At 37.4% G+C, this 18,490-nt stretch carries 23 protein-coding genes; all 23 read right to left on the reverse strand.

From position 1 onward, the window contains the following. Positions 1–37: 37 nt before the first annotated feature. The gene (locus JF53_RS08900; protein WP_047980055.1) at positions 38–289 is read right to left on the reverse strand and encodes a sporulation protein YpjB; all 252 of its coding nucleotides are present in this window, start codon (positions 287–289) and stop codon (positions 38–40) included. Positions 290–344: 55 nt separating this feature from the next. Further along, positions 345–938: a lipoprotein heptaprenylglyceryl N-acetyltransferase LhaT gene (gene lhaT, locus JF53_RS08905; protein WP_083443592.1), complete on the reverse strand. Its 594-nt coding sequence runs from the start codon at positions 936–938 to the stop codon at positions 345–347. Between the two features lie 88 nt (positions 939–1,026). Next, positions 1,027–1,806, reverse strand: coding sequence for a menaquinol-cytochrome c reductase cytochrome b/c subunit (locus JF53_RS08910; protein WP_047980054.1), 780 nt, complete (start codon positions 1,804–1,806; stop codon positions 1,027–1,029). A gap of 16 nt (positions 1,807–1,822) precedes the next feature. Then, positions 1,823–2,497, reverse strand: coding sequence for a menaquinol-cytochrome c reductase cytochrome b subunit (gene qcrB, locus JF53_RS08915; RefSeq protein ID WP_047980053.1), 675 nt, complete (start codon positions 2,495–2,497; stop codon positions 1,823–1,825). A gap of 6 nt (positions 2,498–2,503) precedes the next feature. Continuing rightward, on the reverse strand, positions 2,504–3,016 hold the full coding sequence (locus JF53_RS08920; protein WP_047980052.1) for a QcrA and Rieske domain-containing protein: 513 nt from the start codon (positions 3,014–3,016) through the stop codon (positions 2,504–2,506). 141 nt (positions 3,017–3,157) lie between these two features. After that, entirely contained in the window at positions 3,158–3,616 is a 459-nt protein-coding gene (locus JF53_RS08925; protein ID WP_047980051.1) for a DUF2487 family protein, read from the reverse strand. An 89-nt stretch (positions 3,617–3,705) separates the two neighbouring features. Beyond that, positions 3,706–4,281, reverse strand: coding sequence for a ReoY family proteolytic degradation factor (locus JF53_RS08930; protein WP_047980050.1), 576 nt, complete (start codon positions 4,279–4,281; stop codon positions 3,706–3,708). 44 nt (positions 4,282–4,325) lie between these two features. Next, complete coding sequence (locus tag JF53_RS08935; protein ID WP_236686931.1) at positions 4,326–5,570, reverse strand: tetratricopeptide repeat protein; 1,245 nt, start codon at positions 5,568–5,570, stop codon at positions 4,326–4,328. 36 nt (positions 5,571–5,606) lie between these two features. Next, on the reverse strand, positions 5,607–6,899 hold the full coding sequence (gene aroA, locus JF53_RS08940) for a 3-phosphoshikimate 1-carboxyvinyltransferase (RefSeq protein ID WP_047980049.1): 1,293 nt from the start codon (positions 6,897–6,899) through the stop codon (positions 5,607–5,609). A gap of 4 nt (positions 6,900–6,903) precedes the next feature. Beyond that, positions 6,904–8,001 carry a 3-dehydroquinate synthase gene (gene aroB / locus JF53_RS08945; protein ID WP_047980048.1) on the reverse strand — a complete coding sequence of 366 codons (1,098 nt, stop codon included), beginning with the start codon at positions 7,999–8,001 and terminating at the stop codon, positions 6,904–6,906. Further along, positions 8,001–9,167 (reverse strand): chorismate synthase, encoded by a 1,167-nt coding sequence (gene aroC, locus JF53_RS08950; RefSeq protein WP_047980047.1) that lies wholly within the window; start codon positions 9,165–9,167, stop codon positions 8,001–8,003. Before aroC ends, aroB begins: the two co-directional genes overlap by 1 nt. A 120-nt stretch (positions 9,168–9,287) precedes the next feature. Further along, positions 9,288–10,067 (reverse strand): CheR family methyltransferase, encoded by a 780-nt coding sequence (locus tag JF53_RS08955; RefSeq protein WP_047980046.1) that lies wholly within the window; start codon positions 10,065–10,067, stop codon positions 9,288–9,290. A gap of 62 nt (positions 10,068–10,129) precedes the next feature. Continuing rightward, on the reverse strand, positions 10,130–10,576 hold the full coding sequence (gene ndk / locus JF53_RS08960) for a nucleoside-diphosphate kinase (protein WP_047980045.1): 447 nt from the start codon (positions 10,574–10,576) through the stop codon (positions 10,130–10,132). A gap of 84 nt (positions 10,577–10,660) precedes the next feature. Next, positions 10,661–11,632, reverse strand: coding sequence for a heptaprenyl diphosphate synthase component II (hepT, locus tag JF53_RS08965; RefSeq protein ID WP_047980044.1), 972 nt, complete (start codon positions 11,630–11,632; stop codon positions 10,661–10,663). Positions 11,633–11,668: 36 nt separating this feature from the next. Further along, a complete protein-coding gene (gene menG, locus JF53_RS08970) occupies positions 11,669–12,373 on the reverse strand; it encodes a demethylmenaquinone methyltransferase (protein WP_047980043.1) in 705 nt (234 codons plus the stop codon). Then, on the reverse strand, positions 12,373–13,089 hold the full coding sequence (locus JF53_RS08975) for a heptaprenyl diphosphate synthase component 1 (protein WP_236686932.1): 717 nt from the start codon (positions 13,087–13,089) through the stop codon (positions 12,373–12,375). Before JF53_RS08975 ends, menG begins: the two co-directional genes overlap by 1 nt. A gap of 134 nt (positions 13,090–13,223) precedes the next feature. Continuing rightward, positions 13,224–13,439, reverse strand: a complete 216-nt coding sequence (gene mtrB / locus JF53_RS08980) for a trp RNA-binding attenuation protein MtrB (RefSeq protein WP_047980042.1) — start codon at positions 13,437–13,439, stop codon at positions 13,224–13,226. A gap of 105 nt (positions 13,440–13,544) precedes the next feature. Then, positions 13,545–13,817: an HU family DNA-binding protein gene (locus tag JF53_RS08985; RefSeq protein ID WP_047980041.1), complete on the reverse strand. Its 273-nt coding sequence runs from the start codon at positions 13,815–13,817 to the stop codon at positions 13,545–13,547. A 389-nt stretch (positions 13,818–14,206) separates the two neighbouring features. Then, on the reverse strand, positions 14,207–15,685 hold the full coding sequence (gene spoIVA, locus JF53_RS08990; RefSeq protein ID WP_047980040.1) for a stage IV sporulation protein A: 1,479 nt from the start codon (positions 15,683–15,685) through the stop codon (positions 14,207–14,209). Positions 15,686–15,917: 232 nt separating this feature from the next. Further along, positions 15,918–16,640, reverse strand: a complete 723-nt coding sequence (locus JF53_RS08995; RefSeq protein WP_047980039.1) for a hypothetical protein — start codon at positions 16,638–16,640, stop codon at positions 15,918–15,920. Positions 16,641–16,659: 19 nt separating this feature from the next. Then, positions 16,660–16,857, reverse strand: a complete 198-nt coding sequence (locus tag JF53_RS09000) for a DUF2768 domain-containing protein (protein ID WP_047980038.1) — start codon at positions 16,855–16,857, stop codon at positions 16,660–16,662. Between the two features lie 261 nt (positions 16,858–17,118). Further along, positions 17,119–17,379 (reverse strand): stage VI sporulation protein F, encoded by a 261-nt coding sequence (locus tag JF53_RS09005; protein ID WP_047980037.1) that lies wholly within the window; start codon positions 17,377–17,379, stop codon positions 17,119–17,121. Positions 17,380–17,442: 63 nt separating this feature from the next. After that, the gene (locus JF53_RS09010; RefSeq protein ID WP_047980036.1) at positions 17,443–18,480 is read right to left on the reverse strand and encodes an NAD(P)H-dependent glycerol-3-phosphate dehydrogenase; all 1,038 of its coding nucleotides are present in this window, start codon (positions 18,478–18,480) and stop codon (positions 17,443–17,445) included. Positions 18,481–18,490: the final 10 nt, after the last annotated feature.

Consider the following 18,490-nt stretch of genomic DNA (forward strand, 5'->3'; position numbering starts at 1 on the left):
GTCAATTTTAGTCAAAATCGACCTCTCCGTCAATTAATTAGTCAGTTTCTTGATTTTTTTGTTTCTGTTCCCCTTTATATTTTCTCCAGCTAACATAAGATAATGTGCTTGCTATTATCCCACCGACAATAATTACTAACCAATAAAAGGGAAACATGTCATCGTTCCCCTTTTCCTGCTGTCCGGTATTCGCAGTAACCACTTCCCTATTTATCACATCGATTAGTAAAAAACAAAAGAGTCCAATGATGATCCATAGGAAGGCTTTTTTCATGTGCGACGTACGCATAGAGATCACCTCATTTAAATTGAGAATCATCTCTATAACCATATGTCAGCCAGTATTACTTTATAACAGGATGGCTAAGACTATTTTTCTTATTCACTGTAAGTTTATACGCGATCATTATCGATACAATGCTTAACCAGAACGTGAAATATCCGATTTCATCCATGTAAGATGATAAGGACGAATAAATCGGCATCATGCCAAATACATAGTCGATCACATCATTATGTAGTGTCCAAACTGCTGCAATCACGATATGCCGTAGCCTTATGTTATAAAATGGTGCATACAATAGTCCTTGAATTGCCATAGCGCCATGAGAAGCCATTAGCATATATCCCTCAGGAGCCAAATTGCCATTAACGTATAATGTAAGTACATTCATGACGACGGCCCAAATTCCGTACTTAAACAGTGTGATGATAGCTAAAGCTTCGACTATCGGTATATTTTTATGAAATAAAAAAGCCACTAATACCAACGTAAAAAAAAGACTAGCAGTAGGACTATCAGGAACAAATAATAAAAATATATCTGGTGTAATCGCTAATTGCCCTCTATACCAATAGTAACCATAAATCGTTCCAACTAAATTGATACAAAATAATAGAAATAAAACTCGTCTATCCATTAATATGGCTTTTATCACACTAATCTACCCCTCCGAAACAATGTACTACCTTATTAAAAATGCACCTTCACCAGAATTGGTAAAGGTGCATCTACTGTTGCAAGTATTATTCTGCAGCCTGTTCATTAGTCGACATAATAAAGTCAACTAGTTGTTCTAACTCTTCATCAGAACCAGTAAACATATTTGGAGGCATTGTATTAAAACCATTTCTTGCAATATCAGCGACTTCTTCAGCAGAATGTTCGATTCCGATTAAAGTAGGAGCCGCTGCACCGCCTTGAAGTGCATCTCCATGACATTGTAAGCAGTTATTGCTATATACTTCATAGCCAGCATGCTCCATGTCGATTTCAACGTCGCTTGGTGGTACTGGTTTATTCATTTCAGCTCGTTCTTCCCAATTGACATGTTCTGCAGAAGCGTAAGTCAACCAAATTGTGGAAGCTAACGCTAAAATCATCATGATTACCGCAATCGGACGTTGGTGCGGTCTACGACCAGGACCATTATCTAAAAACGGTGCTAGTAATAATGATCCAAATGCTAGACCTGGTATAGCTAAAATACCAAGTAATACATATGGTCCACTAGCAAATTCATATTTCAGTAATTCGTATAAGAACAAGAAGTACCAGTCTGGCAATGGTATATAGGATGCATTTGTTGGATCTGCCATTCCTTCAAGAGGCGATGGATGTGCTAATGTAAGACATAAAAATCCAACTAAGAATACAGCACCTACTAACCACTCTTTTAATAAAAAGTTGGGCCAAAAAGCTTCTGTTCTACCAGGATACTCAGAATAATCTTTTGGTATTTGTGATTTGCGTTCTGCGGAAACACGTGAGTCTCCAACAAATTTCATTCCTTTTCCCTTATGCATCGCTTTCCCCTCCTTTTTATAGTGGTCCAGAAATACCTTGTCTACGTATTAATACAAAGTGTGCTGCCATTAACGCAAATAAGATAGCTGGTAAGAAGAAGACATGAATAGCAAAGAAACGGGTTAACGTTTGTGCTCCAACTATTTCATCATCACCTGCTAATAGCGTTTTTAGTTCATCACCAACAAAAGGAACCTGTTCAGCAATTTCAAGTCCTACTTGTGTTGCAAAGTAAGCTTTGTTGTCCCAAGGTAATAAATACCCTGTAAAACCTAATCCAAGCATTACAAAGAAAATGAGAACTCCAACCATCCAGTTAAGTTCACGTGGTTTCTTGTATGCCCCTTGGAAAAATACACGTAACGTATGTAATAAAAGCATTACGATTACAACACTTGCACCCCAGTGGTGCATTCCGCGGACAATCTGCCCATGTGCCACTTCTGTTTGTAAGTAATAAACTGATTTCCAAGCGTTTTCAATATCTGGTACATAATACATTGTTAAAAACATACCAGATAAAATTTGAATTACTACCACGAAGAACGTTAATCCACCAAAACAATACACAAAAGCTGAGAAGTGATGTGCGGGATTTACGTGTTCTGGTACTTCATGGTCAGCAATATCCCGCCAGATAGGCGTAATATCAATACGATCATCAATCCAGTCATAAATCTTTTGTAACATATGTAATTACGCCCCCTCTCTCGGTATTGCTTTACCTAGGTATAGCATGCCGTTTTCCACTTTGCTTTGGTATAATCCAAGTGGTGCAGTTGGTGGTGTACCTGGAATGTTAACACCATCTTTTGTATAACGTCCTTCATGACATGGGCAGAAGAATTGATTTGGATGACTTTCGCTTCCTTCCCAAGATACAACACATCCTAAATGCGTACATATAGGGGAAAGTGCAATAATTTCATCGTTTTCATTTTTGTACACCCATGCAGTTCTACCTACTTCAGATTCATACCATGCATCTACTTGATCAATTTTCCAATCGACACGTTGAGGTGTTGTTGTAATATCTTCAACAGCAAGACCAACATTCGCATAGTCTCCAACACTAGGAGGCTGTAACACTGGATCAATTGCCATTCTGAGCATTGGTGCAAGCAAGCCTGCTGCCATAAATCCACCAACACCTGTTAGTGTATAGTTAAGAAACTGACGACGGGATACTTGTTGCTTTTCTTCGCTCATGATTTTCCCCCCTCTTTTTTTACATTTATCACGGACAATAATTTTAATCAGATTACTAGGACATTACCATGATAGCGCAAACTATCTGCTCGGTCAATATTAAACCTTCATTGTTCTGAAAGTTTTCACTTATGACAGTCTTTACCAATAGCTGCGTATTAATTCGACAATATCCGTAACTTGACCGCGAATCATTTGTTGCATTTCTTGTGAATTGGGATCTATTGGTTGGAAACCTGGTAACCATAACAAATTAGCTTGAAGATCTTTTTCATACTTCTTCCAGCCAGCATCAAGCGTTAAAATAAATACGTGTTGGAATGGTTGGTGCTGAATTTCAGTAGTCCATTGATTTAACCGTGCGATTTCGGTCATTTTATCGCCAAACTCTTGATAATAATAATTTGGGATTAATAGCACTCTTCCGGTGAGTTCTTTTTCAATTTCAGTTGCGAAAATAGATAATAATTCACGTTTACTTGTGCTTTTCTCAAGCGTTGTCTCGTCGGATAATTGAAATGGGATAATCGGAATTATAGCTGTGTCAATATATTCCTTTGAATCGACATACCGCTTCATATCGTTCTTTGTCCAATGCATGTATGTACTCACCTTTCTATAGTATTTACCAAAACTAACAATTTATAATACCTGTGTAAATCTTACTGATGTAAACAAAAAAAATCAACCTATTGCTCCTGCAAGCTAGGTTGATTTAACATATTTTCCTCAAGGATTTGTAACGCATGTACGAGTCTATTAAATTCCTCGCGATTTTGCTCATCTAGTGACTGATCAATCTGTTTAAGCAATTGGTTACGTTTAAACTCATATAGAGAGTTTTCAAGTAAAATTGCTGCGTTTTCCTTGTCTTGTTGTGTAATAACATAATCATCTGGGACAAAAGGATTCTCCTCTAACACCGCAGCATACATATGATTTTGATTGGCATTTGTAAAGTTTAACTGGATGTATAGTGACTCCTGTTGATTTAACCGGATGTCATGAAAAGCTTTTTCAGCATCTGTTGTAACTAAATGATTTTTATAGAAACGAAATGGGACTTCCTTGGAACATTGCGTTGTCATAATAACACTACGCAAACAAAACTTTGCATCGTGAACAAAATGAACATGTTCCAGTATATCTTGATGATTAATTAAATAATTAAGAATCCAAACACTTTCACGCTTTTTTAATTGATAATTGTTAAGAAACCATTTTAAAAATTCACTTTTATCTTTTACGGAAACAGGAGCTTGCATACAGTCAATTACCTCCTTCCTAATTATCCAAGAAATATTGCTTATTACTGCTTTAGTCGAGATACATATTCTGTTATCTCGTGGTCATCAGGCTCGTGTTGTAAATACGCTTCAAATAGCTGAACTGCCTCTTTGGTCCTCCCTTCTTCATTTAAAAAATAGCCGTATTCTTTTAGGAAATCACTGTCATGTTGTAAGCTATTATATGCTTCTTTATAGTGAATTAATGCATCATTATATGATTCTATTTCTACAAAAGCACGTGCTAGTTCCCAGTCATATATTGGATCGTCTCCACCAGTTTCTTTCACATTTTTTATTAAATCGACGATAGCTTCATATTGCTCTTTTTCTTTGAATAACTCAATTAAGAATAGAACTGCTTCCTTATAATCTGCATCTAGACTAACAGCTTCCCGTACATGTTGTTCACTATTTTGATCAAGGTTAATTTTATGTGCTAATTTACCAGCCTCTAAATAAAGCTCTTTATTATATTCATCAACCTTCAAGCCAGCAACCGCTGTTTTATATGCATCCTCGAGTAATTCTTCTTCCTCGTAAGCTTTCGCCAACTGTAAATAAGCCGAGTGGTAATAGGGATCTTCCTTCAATAATTCCTTCCATATATGAATAGCTAAATCATTTCGGTCTGCTTTATGGGCACTGAATCCATATTTGAATAACGCATCTGGATGTTTACTAGCTGCTTTCTCATAATATTCAATGGCTAGTTCATATTCGCCAACATTAGCATAAGACTCTGCCAATCGATCTGCAACTGGAATAGTGGCTACTGGATGCTTTACGGTTTTTTCATAATACGTAATTGCGCGTTTAAAATCACCTAAAGAGAAATACAACTCTCCCAGCGCTAAATCAATGACAGTTTCCGATGGACTTAGATGCTTTGCTTGTAATAATTTTTGCTCAGCAACTTCAAATAATCCTTGTGCTTGATACAAATCTGCAAGAGCAACCAGTACTTGAAGATAAGCGTCATCATCCTCAGAAATCGTATTTAATAATTCAATTGCTTCTTCGTCCTTTTGGTTTTCGATGTAGCAATCAGCAAGTAATAATTTTAGTTCGCTTTCTTCAGGATAGTTAGGAATAAGTTTTTCTAAAATTGCTTCTGCTTCATGCAAAAACCCCCATTGCATAAAAAATTCTGCAATCGAAACAGATTCTTCATCCGTCGCATCTGGAGCGTAAGAATGTATTAGTTCTAATGCCTTATCTACCTGATCCATTTCCATTAGATTCATTGCTTTATCTAAAATGTTCACGCTATTAATCCTTTCTATGCTTACTTTAATAGTATATTATTCTGTTACAATTATGGATTGTAGATCCTCCATAAAGGTTGGATACGAAATAGCTATGGATGCTAAATCATCAACGGAAACTTCTCCTTCAGTAATAAGGGAGGCAATTACAATCATCATAGCAATACGATGATCATGATAAGCAGATACAGTTCCGCCTGTTAATCGTGTTTTTCCGTATATGATCATACCGTCTTCTGTCGCTTCTATTCTCGCACCAAGTGTCGATAATACGTCTACAACACAAGCTATCCGATCTGTCTCTTTTACTCTAAGCTCTTCTGCATTACGAATGATTGTTTTCCCTTCTGCTTGTGTGGCGAGTAAAGCTAAAATTGGTAGTTCATCAATCAAGCGAGGAATGATTTCCCCTTCAATAACTACTCCGTGTAACGACTGATTTGTGATTTTTACATCTCCAAATGCTTCGCCACCAATAAATTGATAATTAGAAACAGAGATTTCTGCTCCCATTTGTTGTAATACATCGAGAATTCCTGTTCGTGTAGGATTTAATCCAACATGTTTAATAGCTAATGTACTATTTGGTACCATAGCAGCGGCTGCTAGCATGAAGGCGGCAGAAGAGATATCGCCCGGAACGAACACATTAGTAGCTTGTAATGACTGTTTTCCTTCTAACGAAATCGTGTTATCACCAATTACTAAGTTAGCACCAAAAGCAGTTAGCATGTTTTCTGTGTGATTTCTCGTTTGTTCTATTTCCTGTATGCTAGTCCGCCCTTTTGCCTGTAATGCTGCAAACAATAACGCTGATTTAACCTGTGCGCTTTTTACAGGCATATCATAGGTAATGCTTTGTAAATTCCCACCTTGGATAGCCAATGGTAAATAATTCGAATTAGCACGTCCTAGAATTGTTGCACCCATTTTACGTAACGGCTTAATTACCCGTGCCATTGGTCGATTTGACAAGGAAGAGTCCCCGTATACTGTCGTGGTAAACGGTAATGCCGCTAAAATTCCTAGCATTAGACGAGCTGTCGTGCCGGAATTACCAAAATATAATGGCTGGGTAGGTTCTGTTAAACCAGGCAATCCCTTTCCGTAAATTTCAAGAGTTGTGCCTGATCTTTTAATGGAGACACCAAGTGATTGAAATGCTTTAACCGTTCGCAAGCAGTCATCTCCCACAAGGAAATTCTCCACCATTGTTACACCTTCTGCTAATGCTCCAAGCATTACAGCTCGATGAGAAATTGATTTGTCACCTGGCACAGTAATCTCACCATTAATTACAATGTTATCTTTTTTTGGTAAACGTTTCATTGACTCATTTCACTTCCTGATCGCCTGTAATCATCCAACTGTTGGTAGTTAAAAATGTATGTAAATACCGTTTAAGTTTTTGGTCGGATACGGTATACAGTACCGGTTTTGATATATCACGTAATAGAATCATTTGTACTTCTTGATTAATCGTTTTTTTATCGTGTTTCATGTGCTCGATTATCTCTTGAATAGAAGGAACCGTAACCGAAACTGGGTAATTATTTCTTACCATCCAATTATAAAGTGGCTCAATCGGTAAAGTTATTTGGAATTCTTGTTCGCTAACATAGCTTGCAAATAGTATACCAATAGCAACAGCTTCTCCGTGTGTGATGCGGCCATAGCCTACAATTGCTTCAAGTGCGTGAGCTAGTGTGTGGCCCAAGTTAAGCATCTTTCGACTTGCTGTTTCCTTCTCGTCCAACTGTACGAAATGAGCTTTGATTTGGATACCTTCTGTTACAAAGTTAGCTAACAAAGGACCAGTTAGTTGATTTAATTGAACTGACAAAAGCCTCTCATAGAAAACCTTGTCTGCCAGCATTGCTTCTTTTATCAATTCAGCATAGCCGGAACGCAGCTCTTTTTGAGGTAATGTTTGTAAAGTATCAATATCATATAAAACCATTGTTGGTGGATAGAAATTCCCTATTAAATTTTTTCCGAGCTCATGGTTAATAGCAACTTTACCGCCAACACTACTATCATGTGCAAGTAGTGTAGTTGGAATTTGGACGAAATCTATTCCGCGCATAAATGTCGCTGCCACAAAACCAGCAAGATCGCCAATAACTCCACCGCCTAACGCAATAATAAGTGAGTTTCGATCAAGTCCACACTCAAGTGCGGTGGTGTGTAAATCATAAAACATATCAATGCTTTTGGATTTTTCCCCTGCTTCTATTTTAGCAACGTATACTGTTTCATGTTGTATACTGTTAACAATATCTTCTGCGTAAAGTGTAGCTACATTACTATCGGTAACAATTAAAATGGAGGTATAGGCTTGTTCTAGCAATGTTCCAAGTTGATGCCGAATACCGTTACCGATAAAAATTGTATAGGGCTGGATGCTAGAGTCTATTTGAATAGTATGCATTAGAAACTCCTGATTTCATGACGATAATTTTGGATAGCTTCCGTTAATTTTGGAAATTGATCATGTGGGAATTGTTCTAAAAGTGCTTTGGCTAATTCATATGCCACCACATGTTCCATTACAACCGCAGCAGCTGGAACAGCGCATGCGTCTGATCGTTCCACACTCGCTTGGAATGTCTCTTTTGAATCAATATCGACACTGTTAAGTGGTTTCATTAAGGTAGGAATAGGCTTCATAACACCTCTGACTACGATTGGCATTCCGGTTGTCATACCACCTTCAAACCCTCCTAGTCGATTAGAATTGCGATAGTATCCGTTCTCTTTCGACCATAAAATTTCATCATGCACTTCACTGCCAGGTTTACGTGCTGCATCAAATCCAATTCCGAATTCTACTCCTTTATAGGCATTGATACTGACAACCGCACCAGCAATCCGACTATCTAGTTTTCGGTCATAATGTACATAAGAACCAACACCTGCTGGCATTCCTTCAACATATACTTCTGTTATACCACCTACTGAATCTCCATTCTGTTTGGCATTATCAATCGCATCCATCATTTTTTGTTCTACTTGTTTATCTAACGTCCTAACAGGAGAATTCTCAGCTAGTTCTTGTCTAGCTGCCATTGATTCTACAGTAATGTCATCTGCTCGAATACCTGCAATTTCTTTTACATAGCCACAAACCTCTATACCAAGTTGTTTTAATAGAGATTTGGCAATTGCACCAGCAGCAACCCTCGCAGCGGTTTCTCGTGCTGAAGATCGCTCCAGAACATTACGCATATCACGATGGCCATACTTTAACGCGCCGTTTAAATCTGCATGTCCAGGTCTTGGCCTGGTGACTACCCTTCTAATCTGTTGGTCTTCCACGATTGGATCCTCGCCCATAATATCTATCCAATGTTTGTAATCATCATTGTGAATGACGAGTGTTATTGGCGACCCCAATGTATACCCATGTCGGACCCCACTAGTAATCTCTACTAGGTCCTTTTCGATTTGCATTCTTTTTCCACGCCCATAACCTTTTTGACGGCGTAATAACGAATCGTTTATCATTTCTTTTAAAAGAGGCATTTGCGATGGAATACCTTCTATAATTGTCGTTAATTGCTTTCCGTGCGATTCACCCGCTGTTAAATAGCGCATGCTCTACCTCCTAAAAATGTGCTCTATAACCCTATTATAGACTAATTCGCATCAGGAATAAAAAGAAGAGGCTGCGACATATGTATTTAAATTAAAATACGATTGTCACTGCCTCTAAGACTACTTATCTTCCTTTTGATAGAAAAAGGTATCTATTAGTTTTAAACCGAATTTATTAGGGCTGAAAATTTGTTCTGTACTTCCAACAAATAACACACCATTTTGTGAAAGTGAGGTTGCAAAATTATGATAGATTTTATCTTTTGCTTGGTCTGTAAAATAAATTAATACATTTCGGCAAACAATTAAATCAACATTCTTTGGATAATTATCTTCCAGCAAGTTATGTTTTTTAAAATTTATTAGTCGCTTTAAAGTAGGATCAACTTCGAATAGTTCACCATTTTTCGTAAAATATTTTTGTTTTAAACTCTTCGGTAAATCCTTTAGAGCTTGTTCTAAGTACGCCCCGGTCTTAGCCCTTTCTAAAACCTTCTCGTCGATATCTGTTGCCAATATAGTCGGCTGTATACCCGGAAAATATTCTTTTAATAAAATCGCAATACTATACGGTTCCTCTCCCGTTGAACAAGCAGCGCTCCAAATTTTCAATTCACCTTGATTTGGTTTAATCAGTGGGATGATTGTATCTTTCAATACTTCCCAACGTTTCGGATTACGATAGAATTCGGAGACGTTGATCGTGATTCTATCCATGAATTCATGTAACAGCTCAGTTTCTTTTGTCAAAGCGATATAGTACTTCTGAAAATCATGGAATCCTCTTTTGTCTCGTAAGGATGTGAGACGTCTTTTCATTTGCGCTTCTTTATATTGTTTTAAGTCGATACCGAATTTCATATAAATGTTTTCTGTAAATAAATGATAATCATCTGACATGGTGTTTACGCCTCTTTATAGCAAAATGCCCCCATTGAGAACGGAGGCAATTACATGATATTTTAGTAAATCCAACTATTTTCTTGTTTTGTATACGATACCAATTCACTGGCGTTAAAAAATAGATTAATCTCTCTCTCAGCACTCGCCGCGGAGTCAGATCCATGAATGACATTTTTCTCAACAGTTAAACCGAAATCCCCTCGAACGGTACCTGGAGCAGCGTCTTGTGGGTTGGTTTTGCCCATCATCGCACGTGCAGTTGTAATTACGTTCTGCCCTTCCCAAACCATCGCAAAGACTGGTCCGGACGTAATAAACTCAACTAACTCTCCAAAAAACGGTTTTTCTCGGTGCTCAGCATAATGTTGACTAGCTAATTCTTCTGAGACTTGCATTAATTTAGCACCAACTAATGTAAAGCCTTTTTGTGAAAATCGATTTACTACTTCCCCTACTAGATTACGTTGTACCCCATCTGGTTTGACCATTAAAAATGTTTTCTCCACGTTTACACCTCTTCTATGTATATGTAGTAAAGATTATGTAACCGTTTAAATTCTATCAAACTTTCGGAAAAATAACAATATAAACTATGCTCTTCTTTTACCAATAAATTTGGCAATTTGCTCTAATGTCACTTTTGCCTGGACATCTGGGAAATATTTTAGTTCGTGTAATGCTTTTTGTAAATAACGTTCACTAATTTCATACGATCGTTCAATAGCATCTGTCTTCATTAATGCGGTAATTAGTTTATCCATGTCCTGTTTGCTAACTTCTCTAGAATTGGTAAATGTTTGCTTTAAAAGCGAGTTAAAAACTGGATCTTCCATTGCAAATAGAACAGGTAATGTGACATTTCCTTGAAATAAATCATTTCCAGCTGGCTTACCTAATTGTTTGGAGGAAGAAGTGAAATCTAATATATCATCGATGATTTGATAGCTCATACCAATGTAATAGCCATAACGGAATAATTTATGTATATGTGTTTCAGTTATATCGGATGTAATGGCCCCTAATTGACAGCTCGTTGCGATTAATAAAGCAGTCTTACGCTTAATACGTCTAAAATATGTCCGGATATTTTGATTCCAATTATATTTTTCTTTTATTTGCTCGATTTCACCAAGACTTACTTCGACTAATGTTTTAGATAAAGCTGAATGAAGTGCTGTATTATCGATTTCTGTTATATTTTCTAACGCCCTAGCCAAGATATAGTCACCAGTATACATCGCTACACGATTTCCGTATTGGTGTTTTATCGTTGGTTTTCCTCTGCGAAGTGTTGCATCATCAATAACATCATCGTGTACTAATGTAGCCATATGAATTAACTCCAAGGACACTGCTACGGTTTTCACTTTCTCCAAATCAACGTTACCGAATTGACTAGCTAACAATACAAATACAGGTCGAATTCGCTTCCCTCCGGCTTGAAGCAATTGAGTAGATGCATTTCGCAGTACAGGATGATCCGCCTGAATAGCATCCATAAGTGCTGATTCAATCAGGTCAAGATCTTTTTTTAAGTAATTATATATTTTCGCTAATTTCATGTGATTCACCTTTTGTCTTATAAAACGATAGATTTGTTATTTAATACCCATATGCATGGCAGCAACTCCGCCAGTATAGCCCTTCACCTGTACGCTTGTAAAGCCAGCCTCCAAAAACATTTGCTTTAAGCGATTTTTATCCGGAAAGTTTCGAGTTGATTCATTTAGCCAAGCGTATTCCTTATAACTCTTTGCAAAGATACGACCGAATAATGGCATGATAAATCGAAAATAAAAAAAGTATAATTGCTTAAATCCAATCATCGTTGGTTGAGAGGTTTCTAGGCAAACGACTTTTCCGCCTGGTTTTACGACACGATGCATTTCCTGTAACACTGTCATATAGTCAGGGACATTACGTAACCCGAATCCAATCGTAACGAAATCAAAGGTGTTAGCTTCAAATGGTAATTCCATTGCATTTCCGTGAATGAACTCAAGCTGTTTAAGTGCAAGCTGTTGATTTTTTTCTTCCGCAACAGAGAGCATGTTTTTACTGAAGTCTAGACCAATTACTTTTCCTTTTGGACCAGTAGCTTCTGCAAGTGCGATCGACCAATCGCCTGTCCCGCAACAGACATCAAGTGCCATGTCACCAGCAGTAACATTCATCTGCTTCATAACATCTTTACGCCACGCCTTGTGCCGTTGGAAAGATATGATGGAATTCATTGCATCATACTTATCATAAATTTTTTCAAATACATGATGAACACGTTCTTCTTTTGTTTTCTCCTGCATTAGTATTCCTTCTCCCAAGCGGTGTTATATAGAATAGAATCAAGTAGCTGTTTTGTTTCGGATTTAAAATGACTGTAGCTGACAGGAAGACTCTCTATAATACCAGTTGTATTTTTGATTTGTACTGTTTGAAGTTCAGATTGTGTAGGATATTCTAATTCGGATACAATTTGCTTCGATAAATAGTTCGTTAATAATATTTCCTCTATCACAGGAATTTCAATAGTCATGTTGAGCTCTTTCGCTATATTGGTAATTAATAACGATTCTATTTGCTTAATCATTACCAATTGTTCTTCACTAGAAATATGTTTCGCAAAATAACGCTGCATTTTCACTTCGTTAATCTGTTTAATTGCCGTTGCTAGCACACGAATAAATCGGTGCTCTGATATATTAGCTAATAACCAGTAATAAAGACCACTATAAAAATCACCGGCAAGGATGGATAACTGACTATTTGTTGTTATCGGCATATCCTCTTCTTCGTGGTTATTAGGAACCTGTTCATGTATGTCTAATGCGATTTGAACTAGCATAATCGCGATTAATAAGTTATCCCTTGTTTTCGGGTTAAGTGAAGCGTTACTTAATAAATAATTTAGAAAGAAAAGCTTGTATTCATCAATTACAGGCTGTTGGATATGCTCTACTAGGAAAGGATGATGAATAGTATCTTCTATCATCTCTTTCAGTTGTACTATTTCCTTCTCCATTGTTTGCAAAATAATCACCTTTGCCCTTTCAAGCCTTTAGTGTTGCCTAAGTTATTATAACATAATTACGGGTATACGATAATTTAAAAACCATAAAGGAAAAAGTGGAAAGATAGCCAATAGCAGAAGTTCCTTTAATCGTTTGTGATTTCCCCGTGACTTGTTTGAATTAAGGCTTTCCCTCTAACTTTGACAGCAGAAGTATGTTCTGTAAATTGGGCAATCATCACTTCACCCTTGTCAAGTTTCTCTGAATGATGGAACTTCGTATCAGATCCTCTCGTTAATCCAATAACATTTACCCCATCTTCTAATGCTTTCACAACAAAGAAATCTGGATTATTACTCATATAACCAACTCCTTTACATCATATTACTAGTATTGTCGCTTCGTTATGTATTATGAAATGAAAAAAAGGGTGCGAATGAACGCACCCTTTAACCCTATGTACGTATTATTTTACGCTATCTTTAAGGGCTTTACCTGGTTTGAAAGCAGGAACTTTGCTTGCAGGGATTTCGATTTCTGCTCCAGTTTGTGGATTACGTCCTTTACGTGCAGAACGCTCACGTACTTCGAAGTTACCGAAACCGATTAATTGTACTTTTTCACCTTTTTTAAGTGAATCCATGACAGCTTCGAAAACTGCATCTACAGCTTTTGTAGCATCTTTTTTAGAAAGTTCGCTTTTCTCAGCAACTGCATTTACTAAATCTGTTTTATTCATGACATTCACCTCCTCCCAAAAAAATTCGGGTCACATTGGTACAAATATTTCTCTCATCATTTGTTTACCAATTTACCAACTTTTATACTTGTTTGCCCTATAATCAATAGGGACAAGGCTAATATTAAACGAGATTCCAGCAAAATTCAACAAAAAATTACTCTTTTTTCATATTTTCTTAGATTTTTATCCATATATTGGAAGAAAATCAAGTATTTATTAAAGGCTAAAAAGCTGCTGTAAAGCCCGTTTTATAGGTATTCGCTATCGTTTTATAAATTCCTGCTAGATTTTAAAATTTTTGTAGCAAATTGGGCGATTTTTTTCCTTTTTCACTTCGGTTTTTGCCCAAAACAAAAACAGCAGCCCATATGAACTGCTGTTTTTGTCTATAATATGATGGCGATTAAACCACCTGATCCTTCGTTGATAATTCGCTCTAATGTTTCCTTTAATTTGTATCGGGCATTCTCTGGCATTAAGGAAATCTTCGCTTGTATACCTTCCCGAACTATGGAGCTAAGTGATCTGCCAAAAATATCGGATTCCCAAATGGAAAGCGGGTCTTCTTCAAAGTCTTGCATTAAGTATCGAACTAATTCCTCACTTTGTTTTTCAGTGCCGATTATAGGTGCAAATTCGGATTCCACTTCGACTTTTATCATATGAATTGATGGTGCAACAGCTTTTAATCTAACACCAAATCGGGATCCCTGTCGGATGATTTCTGGTTCATCTAGTTCCATATCCTCTAAGGTAGGAGCAGCGATTCCGTAACCGGTTTGTTTTACCATCTGAAGTGCACTTGCTACTTGATCATATTGACGCTTTGCATAAGAAAAGTCTTGCATTAACTCTAACAAGTGATCCTTGCCTCGAATTTCTACCCCAACAATTTCTTTCAATACTTGGTCGTATAAATAATCAGGCGCATGTAGGTCAATTTCAGCTATACCTTCTCCCATTTCCATGCCTGCTAAATTCGCTTTTTCGATGTAGTCATATTCGGAAAAATCACCGACAATACTATCCACATCTCGAAGGCGTTTTATGTTTTTTACGGTTGATTGAATTGCTTCTTGGTAGCTTTCTCGTAACCAGTGATCCTCTTTTAGCACCATTACCCAACTTGGTAGATTAACATTGACTTCTAAAACCGGAAACTCATATAATGCCTCGCGAAGCACATTGTACACATCATGCTCTGTCATCGCTTCTACACTCATCGCAAGTACCGGAATGTCATGTTGCTCTGATAATTCCTGACGAAGTAATTCAGTTTCCTGACTAGTAGGTTTTACCGAGTTAATGACCATTATAAATGGTTTTCCAACTTCTTTTAATTCCTCAATTACTTTCGTCTCTGCTTCTACATAATCTCCTCTCGGTATGTCAGCGATTGTTCCGTCAGTCGTCACCACCACACCAATCGTAGAATGCTCCTGAATTACTTTTCTTGTGCCGATTTCCGCTGCATCATGAAATGGTATCGGTTCCTCATACCAAGGTGTATTGATCATTCTTGGGCCGTTTTCGTCCTCAAATCCTTTTGCGCCTTCGACTGCATAGCCAACACAATCTACCAGTCTAATATTGACATCTAGGCCCTCTTCTACACTTACCTTTACAGCTTGGTTGGGAATAAATTTCGGTTCTGTTGTCATGATAGTTTTACCGGCTGCGCTTTGTGGTAGTTCATCCTGTGCTCTTACTTTTTCGCTTTCGTCATCAATGTTAGGTAACACCACTAATTCCATGAACTTTTTTATGAATGTTGATTTGCCTGTTCGAACAGCACCTACAATACCGAGGTATATATCGCCATTCGTACGTTTGGAAATATCTTTAAAAATATCTACCTTCTTCAAACGATCCCCTCCCGATCACTACAATATTAAATGAACAAACTACGAATAATTGACATTACAATTCTATGATGTTGTCCTATCAAATTATGACTTAATATATGCAAAAGAATTTAATTTAATGCTAAATCAGCATTCGTAGTTTGGTAATTTCTAAAAACCGCGTGAAATTGGGGATAAAAAAACCCCTGCAACAAATATATGCTGCAAGGAATAAGTTATGAGAAATATTTCGTTACGGTGTATCCATAAATACCGGCTCATCGTTTTTAATAGTATAAGGTACGGAATATGCAGGTAAAAATGGAGCGTTTTCCGCTAAAATAAAACGAATATCGTCCCCTTCTTGATAGGTGTGCTCATATGTTTGAAGTGCATTATTCAAATCAATCCGATAGTCCACATAAATCTCACCATTCGCATCCATTACAAGTGGTAATGTAACATCAGAATATGGACTATCAATTAGTGGCGGGCTGTCAATGCCAATCTTGTCATAATCTATTTCAAAAATGCCATCGTCAATTCGTTCACCAAATGGTGGATAGATGTGTTTATCACGAAATGCATTCACGCGAATTTTTACACTCCGAATAGCTTCTGTTAAGCGAAGATCGATTAATTTAACTTGTGGATTTGTTTCTGGGTTTAAAATGGCATATTGATAGACACCGCCATTTTCATAAGCATTTCCAGGTACATCAGCAATACTATTGCTTTCTTTTAATGTTGTAAAGTCGATTAAATACTTCTCAAATATCGGTGTATCATTTGACTTGGTTCGGATTGGCAATAGTCCACCAGTTTGCTCTTGATAGTGCTCAACAGCTGCCTGTACCATTTCTAGTTGTACCTCATTGGGAACCTGGTTCTTATCTAATTCACTAGTCGGATACATGCAGCCACTTAGTATTAATAACAGTAACGCAATAAGAATTGTTCTATATGTATACTTCATACCACTAAACCTCCATAAGCTAAATCGATGGTCCGCTAAAAACGATATACAATATAATAATCCCGCCTAAGAATAGACTAACATAAGCAAAGAATGAAATAATCATAGCGAAAATACCTTTTAACTTATGTCTGCTAAGGATGACCAAACCAATCGCTAGAACCAAGAAGCCCATACCAGCGAACGAAATCCACATTTTAAGCATAGATTCTGACATGTTTTCACCTCTTATATAACCATTATCCATTTATCTTGCACATCGTATTATACCATAGTGTTGCCAGGCAAGCATGGATTAACGAAATTAGCTACATTCCTCGATATGGTCTTCGTTACAAAAAAGTACCGGGGTGAAGAGGGGCCATCTTCATCCCGGTTTGACTAAATAATACCCACAGCAACCCTATCTATGAATGCTTGTGCGTTTCATTTTATGCGAGTAGACGCGAGGTTGTATCCTCACCTGCCCAGCCTAAAGCTATTTTTTAAATAACTGATTCAGCGAGTTAAAATCTGCTGGAACTTTATTATTTGTGATAGACTTTACTATTTTGTCCTCTTTCTCTTTTGTGATAGGTTTATTAGCCATTTTTGCTAATTGCCGTACGAGCCTTCGAACGGTTTTTTCATCCGAAAAATCGGCATTTTTAACCGAATCAGCAACTTTATAAATATCGCTTGGACTAATACCTGCGTTTTGTTGAATTTTGTCAAAAGGATTATTGCTTTTATTGCTCACACGCTCGCCTCCTTGCTGCTATGTTAGTTCAACATAGTATATGCAAGGTTTTTTGGTAGTGTGTTACCGGGTATAACGGTTCTTCAATAAAGAGGCAAGATCATCCATTTCCTCACGCTTGTCACGGTTCATGAGTTGTTCAACTACCTCTTTTGGTTTCTTTACATGATGAATAATATCATATATACCAGAGGTAATCGGCATTTCTACTTGTTCTGCCTTGGCAAACTGATAAGCTGCTTCTGCTGTTCGTACCCCTTCAACAACCATGCCCATTTGCTCAAGAACTTCGTCTAAATTTTTACCCTTTCCTAGTAGATTGCCTGCCCGCCAGTTTCTACTGTGGACACTCGTACAAGTAACGATTAAATCGCCAACACCCGGTAACCCTAAAAAGCTAAGTGGGTTTGCACCTAGATGTGTTCCTAATCTAGTTATTTCAGCAAGTCCACGTGTAATTAAAGCGGCTTTTGCATTATCACCATAGCCTAGCCCATCCGAAATACCCGCACCAAGTGCAATAATATTTTTGAGTGCTCCACCCAATTCAATACCAATGACATCATTACTTGTATAGACTCGAAAAACCTCATTGAAGAAAAGATCTTGACTAATCTTTGCATTCACTTCATTTATCGATGCAACGGTAACGGTTGTTGGTTGTCGTTGAGCAACCTCTTCCGCATGACTTGGTCCAGATAAAACAACGATATCTTCATAGCTATAATTATCCATTTCTTCGGCAATCATTTGTGTCACCCGCTTAAGTGATCCGGGTTCAATTCCCTTTGTTGCATGAATAATTACTGGATGATGATTTAACAAAGCATTTAAATCTTGTGAAACCTCTCGAATCGCTTTTGTTGGGACGACAAGTACAATGACATCAACATCCGCAACAGCAGCCTTTAAATCGTGATAGGCTTTAATTTGTTCTGGAATCATTATTTCCAAATAACGCTCATTTTTATGGGTTGCATTGATGATATCTGCCTGTTCTTTTCGATGTGTCCAAAGCCTTACCTCATGTTTATTATCTGCAAGTACAATGCTTAACGCTGTTCCCCAGCTACCTGCACCTATAACAGCAACTTTACTCAACTTGTACTCC

Origin of the sequence: Ornithinibacillus contaminans, from assembly GCF_001038425.2 — a bacterium.
Lineage (GTDB): Bacteria > Bacillota > Bacilli > Bacillales > Amphibacillaceae > Ornithinibacillus > Ornithinibacillus contaminans.

Bases quoted from the DNA above. Each gene is read 5' to 3' on its own strand.
- JF53_RS08900 (WP_047980055.1), bottom strand. From the start codon at position 289: ATGCGTACGTCGCACATGAAAAAAGCCTTCCTATGGATCATCATTGGA.
- JF53_RS08910 (WP_047980054.1), bottom strand. From the start codon at position 1,806: ATGCATAAGGGAAAAGGAATGAAATTTGTTGGAGACTCACGTGTTTCC.
- qcrB (WP_047980053.1), bottom strand. From the start codon at position 2,497: ATGTTACAAAAGATTTATGACTGGATTGATGATCGTATTGATATTACG.
- JF53_RS08920 (WP_047980052.1), bottom strand. From the start codon at position 3,016: ATGAGCGAAGAAAAGCAACAAGTATCCCGTCGTCAGTTTCTTAACTAT.
- JF53_RS08925 (WP_047980051.1), bottom strand. From the start codon at position 3,616: ATGCATTGGACAAAGAACGATATGAAGCGGTATGTCGATTCAAAGGAA.
- JF53_RS08930 (WP_047980050.1), bottom strand. From the start codon at position 4,281: ATGCAAGCTCCTGTTTCCGTAAAAGATAAAAGTGAATTTTTAAAATGG.
- aroA (WP_047980049.1), bottom strand. From the start codon at position 6,899: ATGAAACGTTTACCAAAAAAAGATAACATTGTAATTAATGGTGAGATT.
- aroB (WP_047980048.1), bottom strand. From the start codon at position 8,001: ATGCATACTATTCAAATAGACTCTAGCATCCAGCCCTATACAATTTTT.
- aroC (WP_047980047.1), bottom strand. From the start codon at position 9,167: ATGCGCTATTTAACAGCGGGTGAATCGCACGGAAAGCAATTAACGACA.
- JF53_RS08955 (WP_047980046.1), bottom strand. From the start codon at position 10,067: ATGTCAGATGATTATCATTTATTTACAGAAAACATTTATATGAAATTC.
- hepT (WP_047980044.1), bottom strand. From the start codon at position 11,632: ATGAAATTAGCGAAAATATATAATTACTTAAAAAAAGATCTTGACCTG.
- menG (WP_047980043.1), bottom strand. From the start codon at position 12,373: ATGCAGGAGAAAACAAAAGAAGAACGTGTTCATCATGTATTTGAAAAA.
- JF53_RS08975 (WP_236686932.1), bottom strand. From the start codon at position 13,089: ATGGAGAAGGAAATAGTACAACTGAAAGAGATGATAGAAGATACTATT.
- mtrB (WP_047980042.1), bottom strand. From the start codon at position 13,439: ATGAGTAATAATCCAGATTTCTTTGTTGTGAAAGCATTAGAAGATGGG.
- JF53_RS08985 (WP_047980041.1), bottom strand. From the start codon at position 13,817: ATGAATAAAACAGATTTAGTAAATGCAGTTGCTGAGAAAAGCGAACTT.
- JF53_RS08995 (WP_047980039.1), bottom strand. From the start codon at position 16,640: ATGAAGTATACATATAGAACAATTCTTATTGCGTTACTGTTATTAATA.
- JF53_RS09000 (WP_047980038.1), bottom strand. From the start codon at position 16,857: ATGTCAGAATCTATGCTTAAAATGTGGATTTCGTTCGCTGGTATGGGC.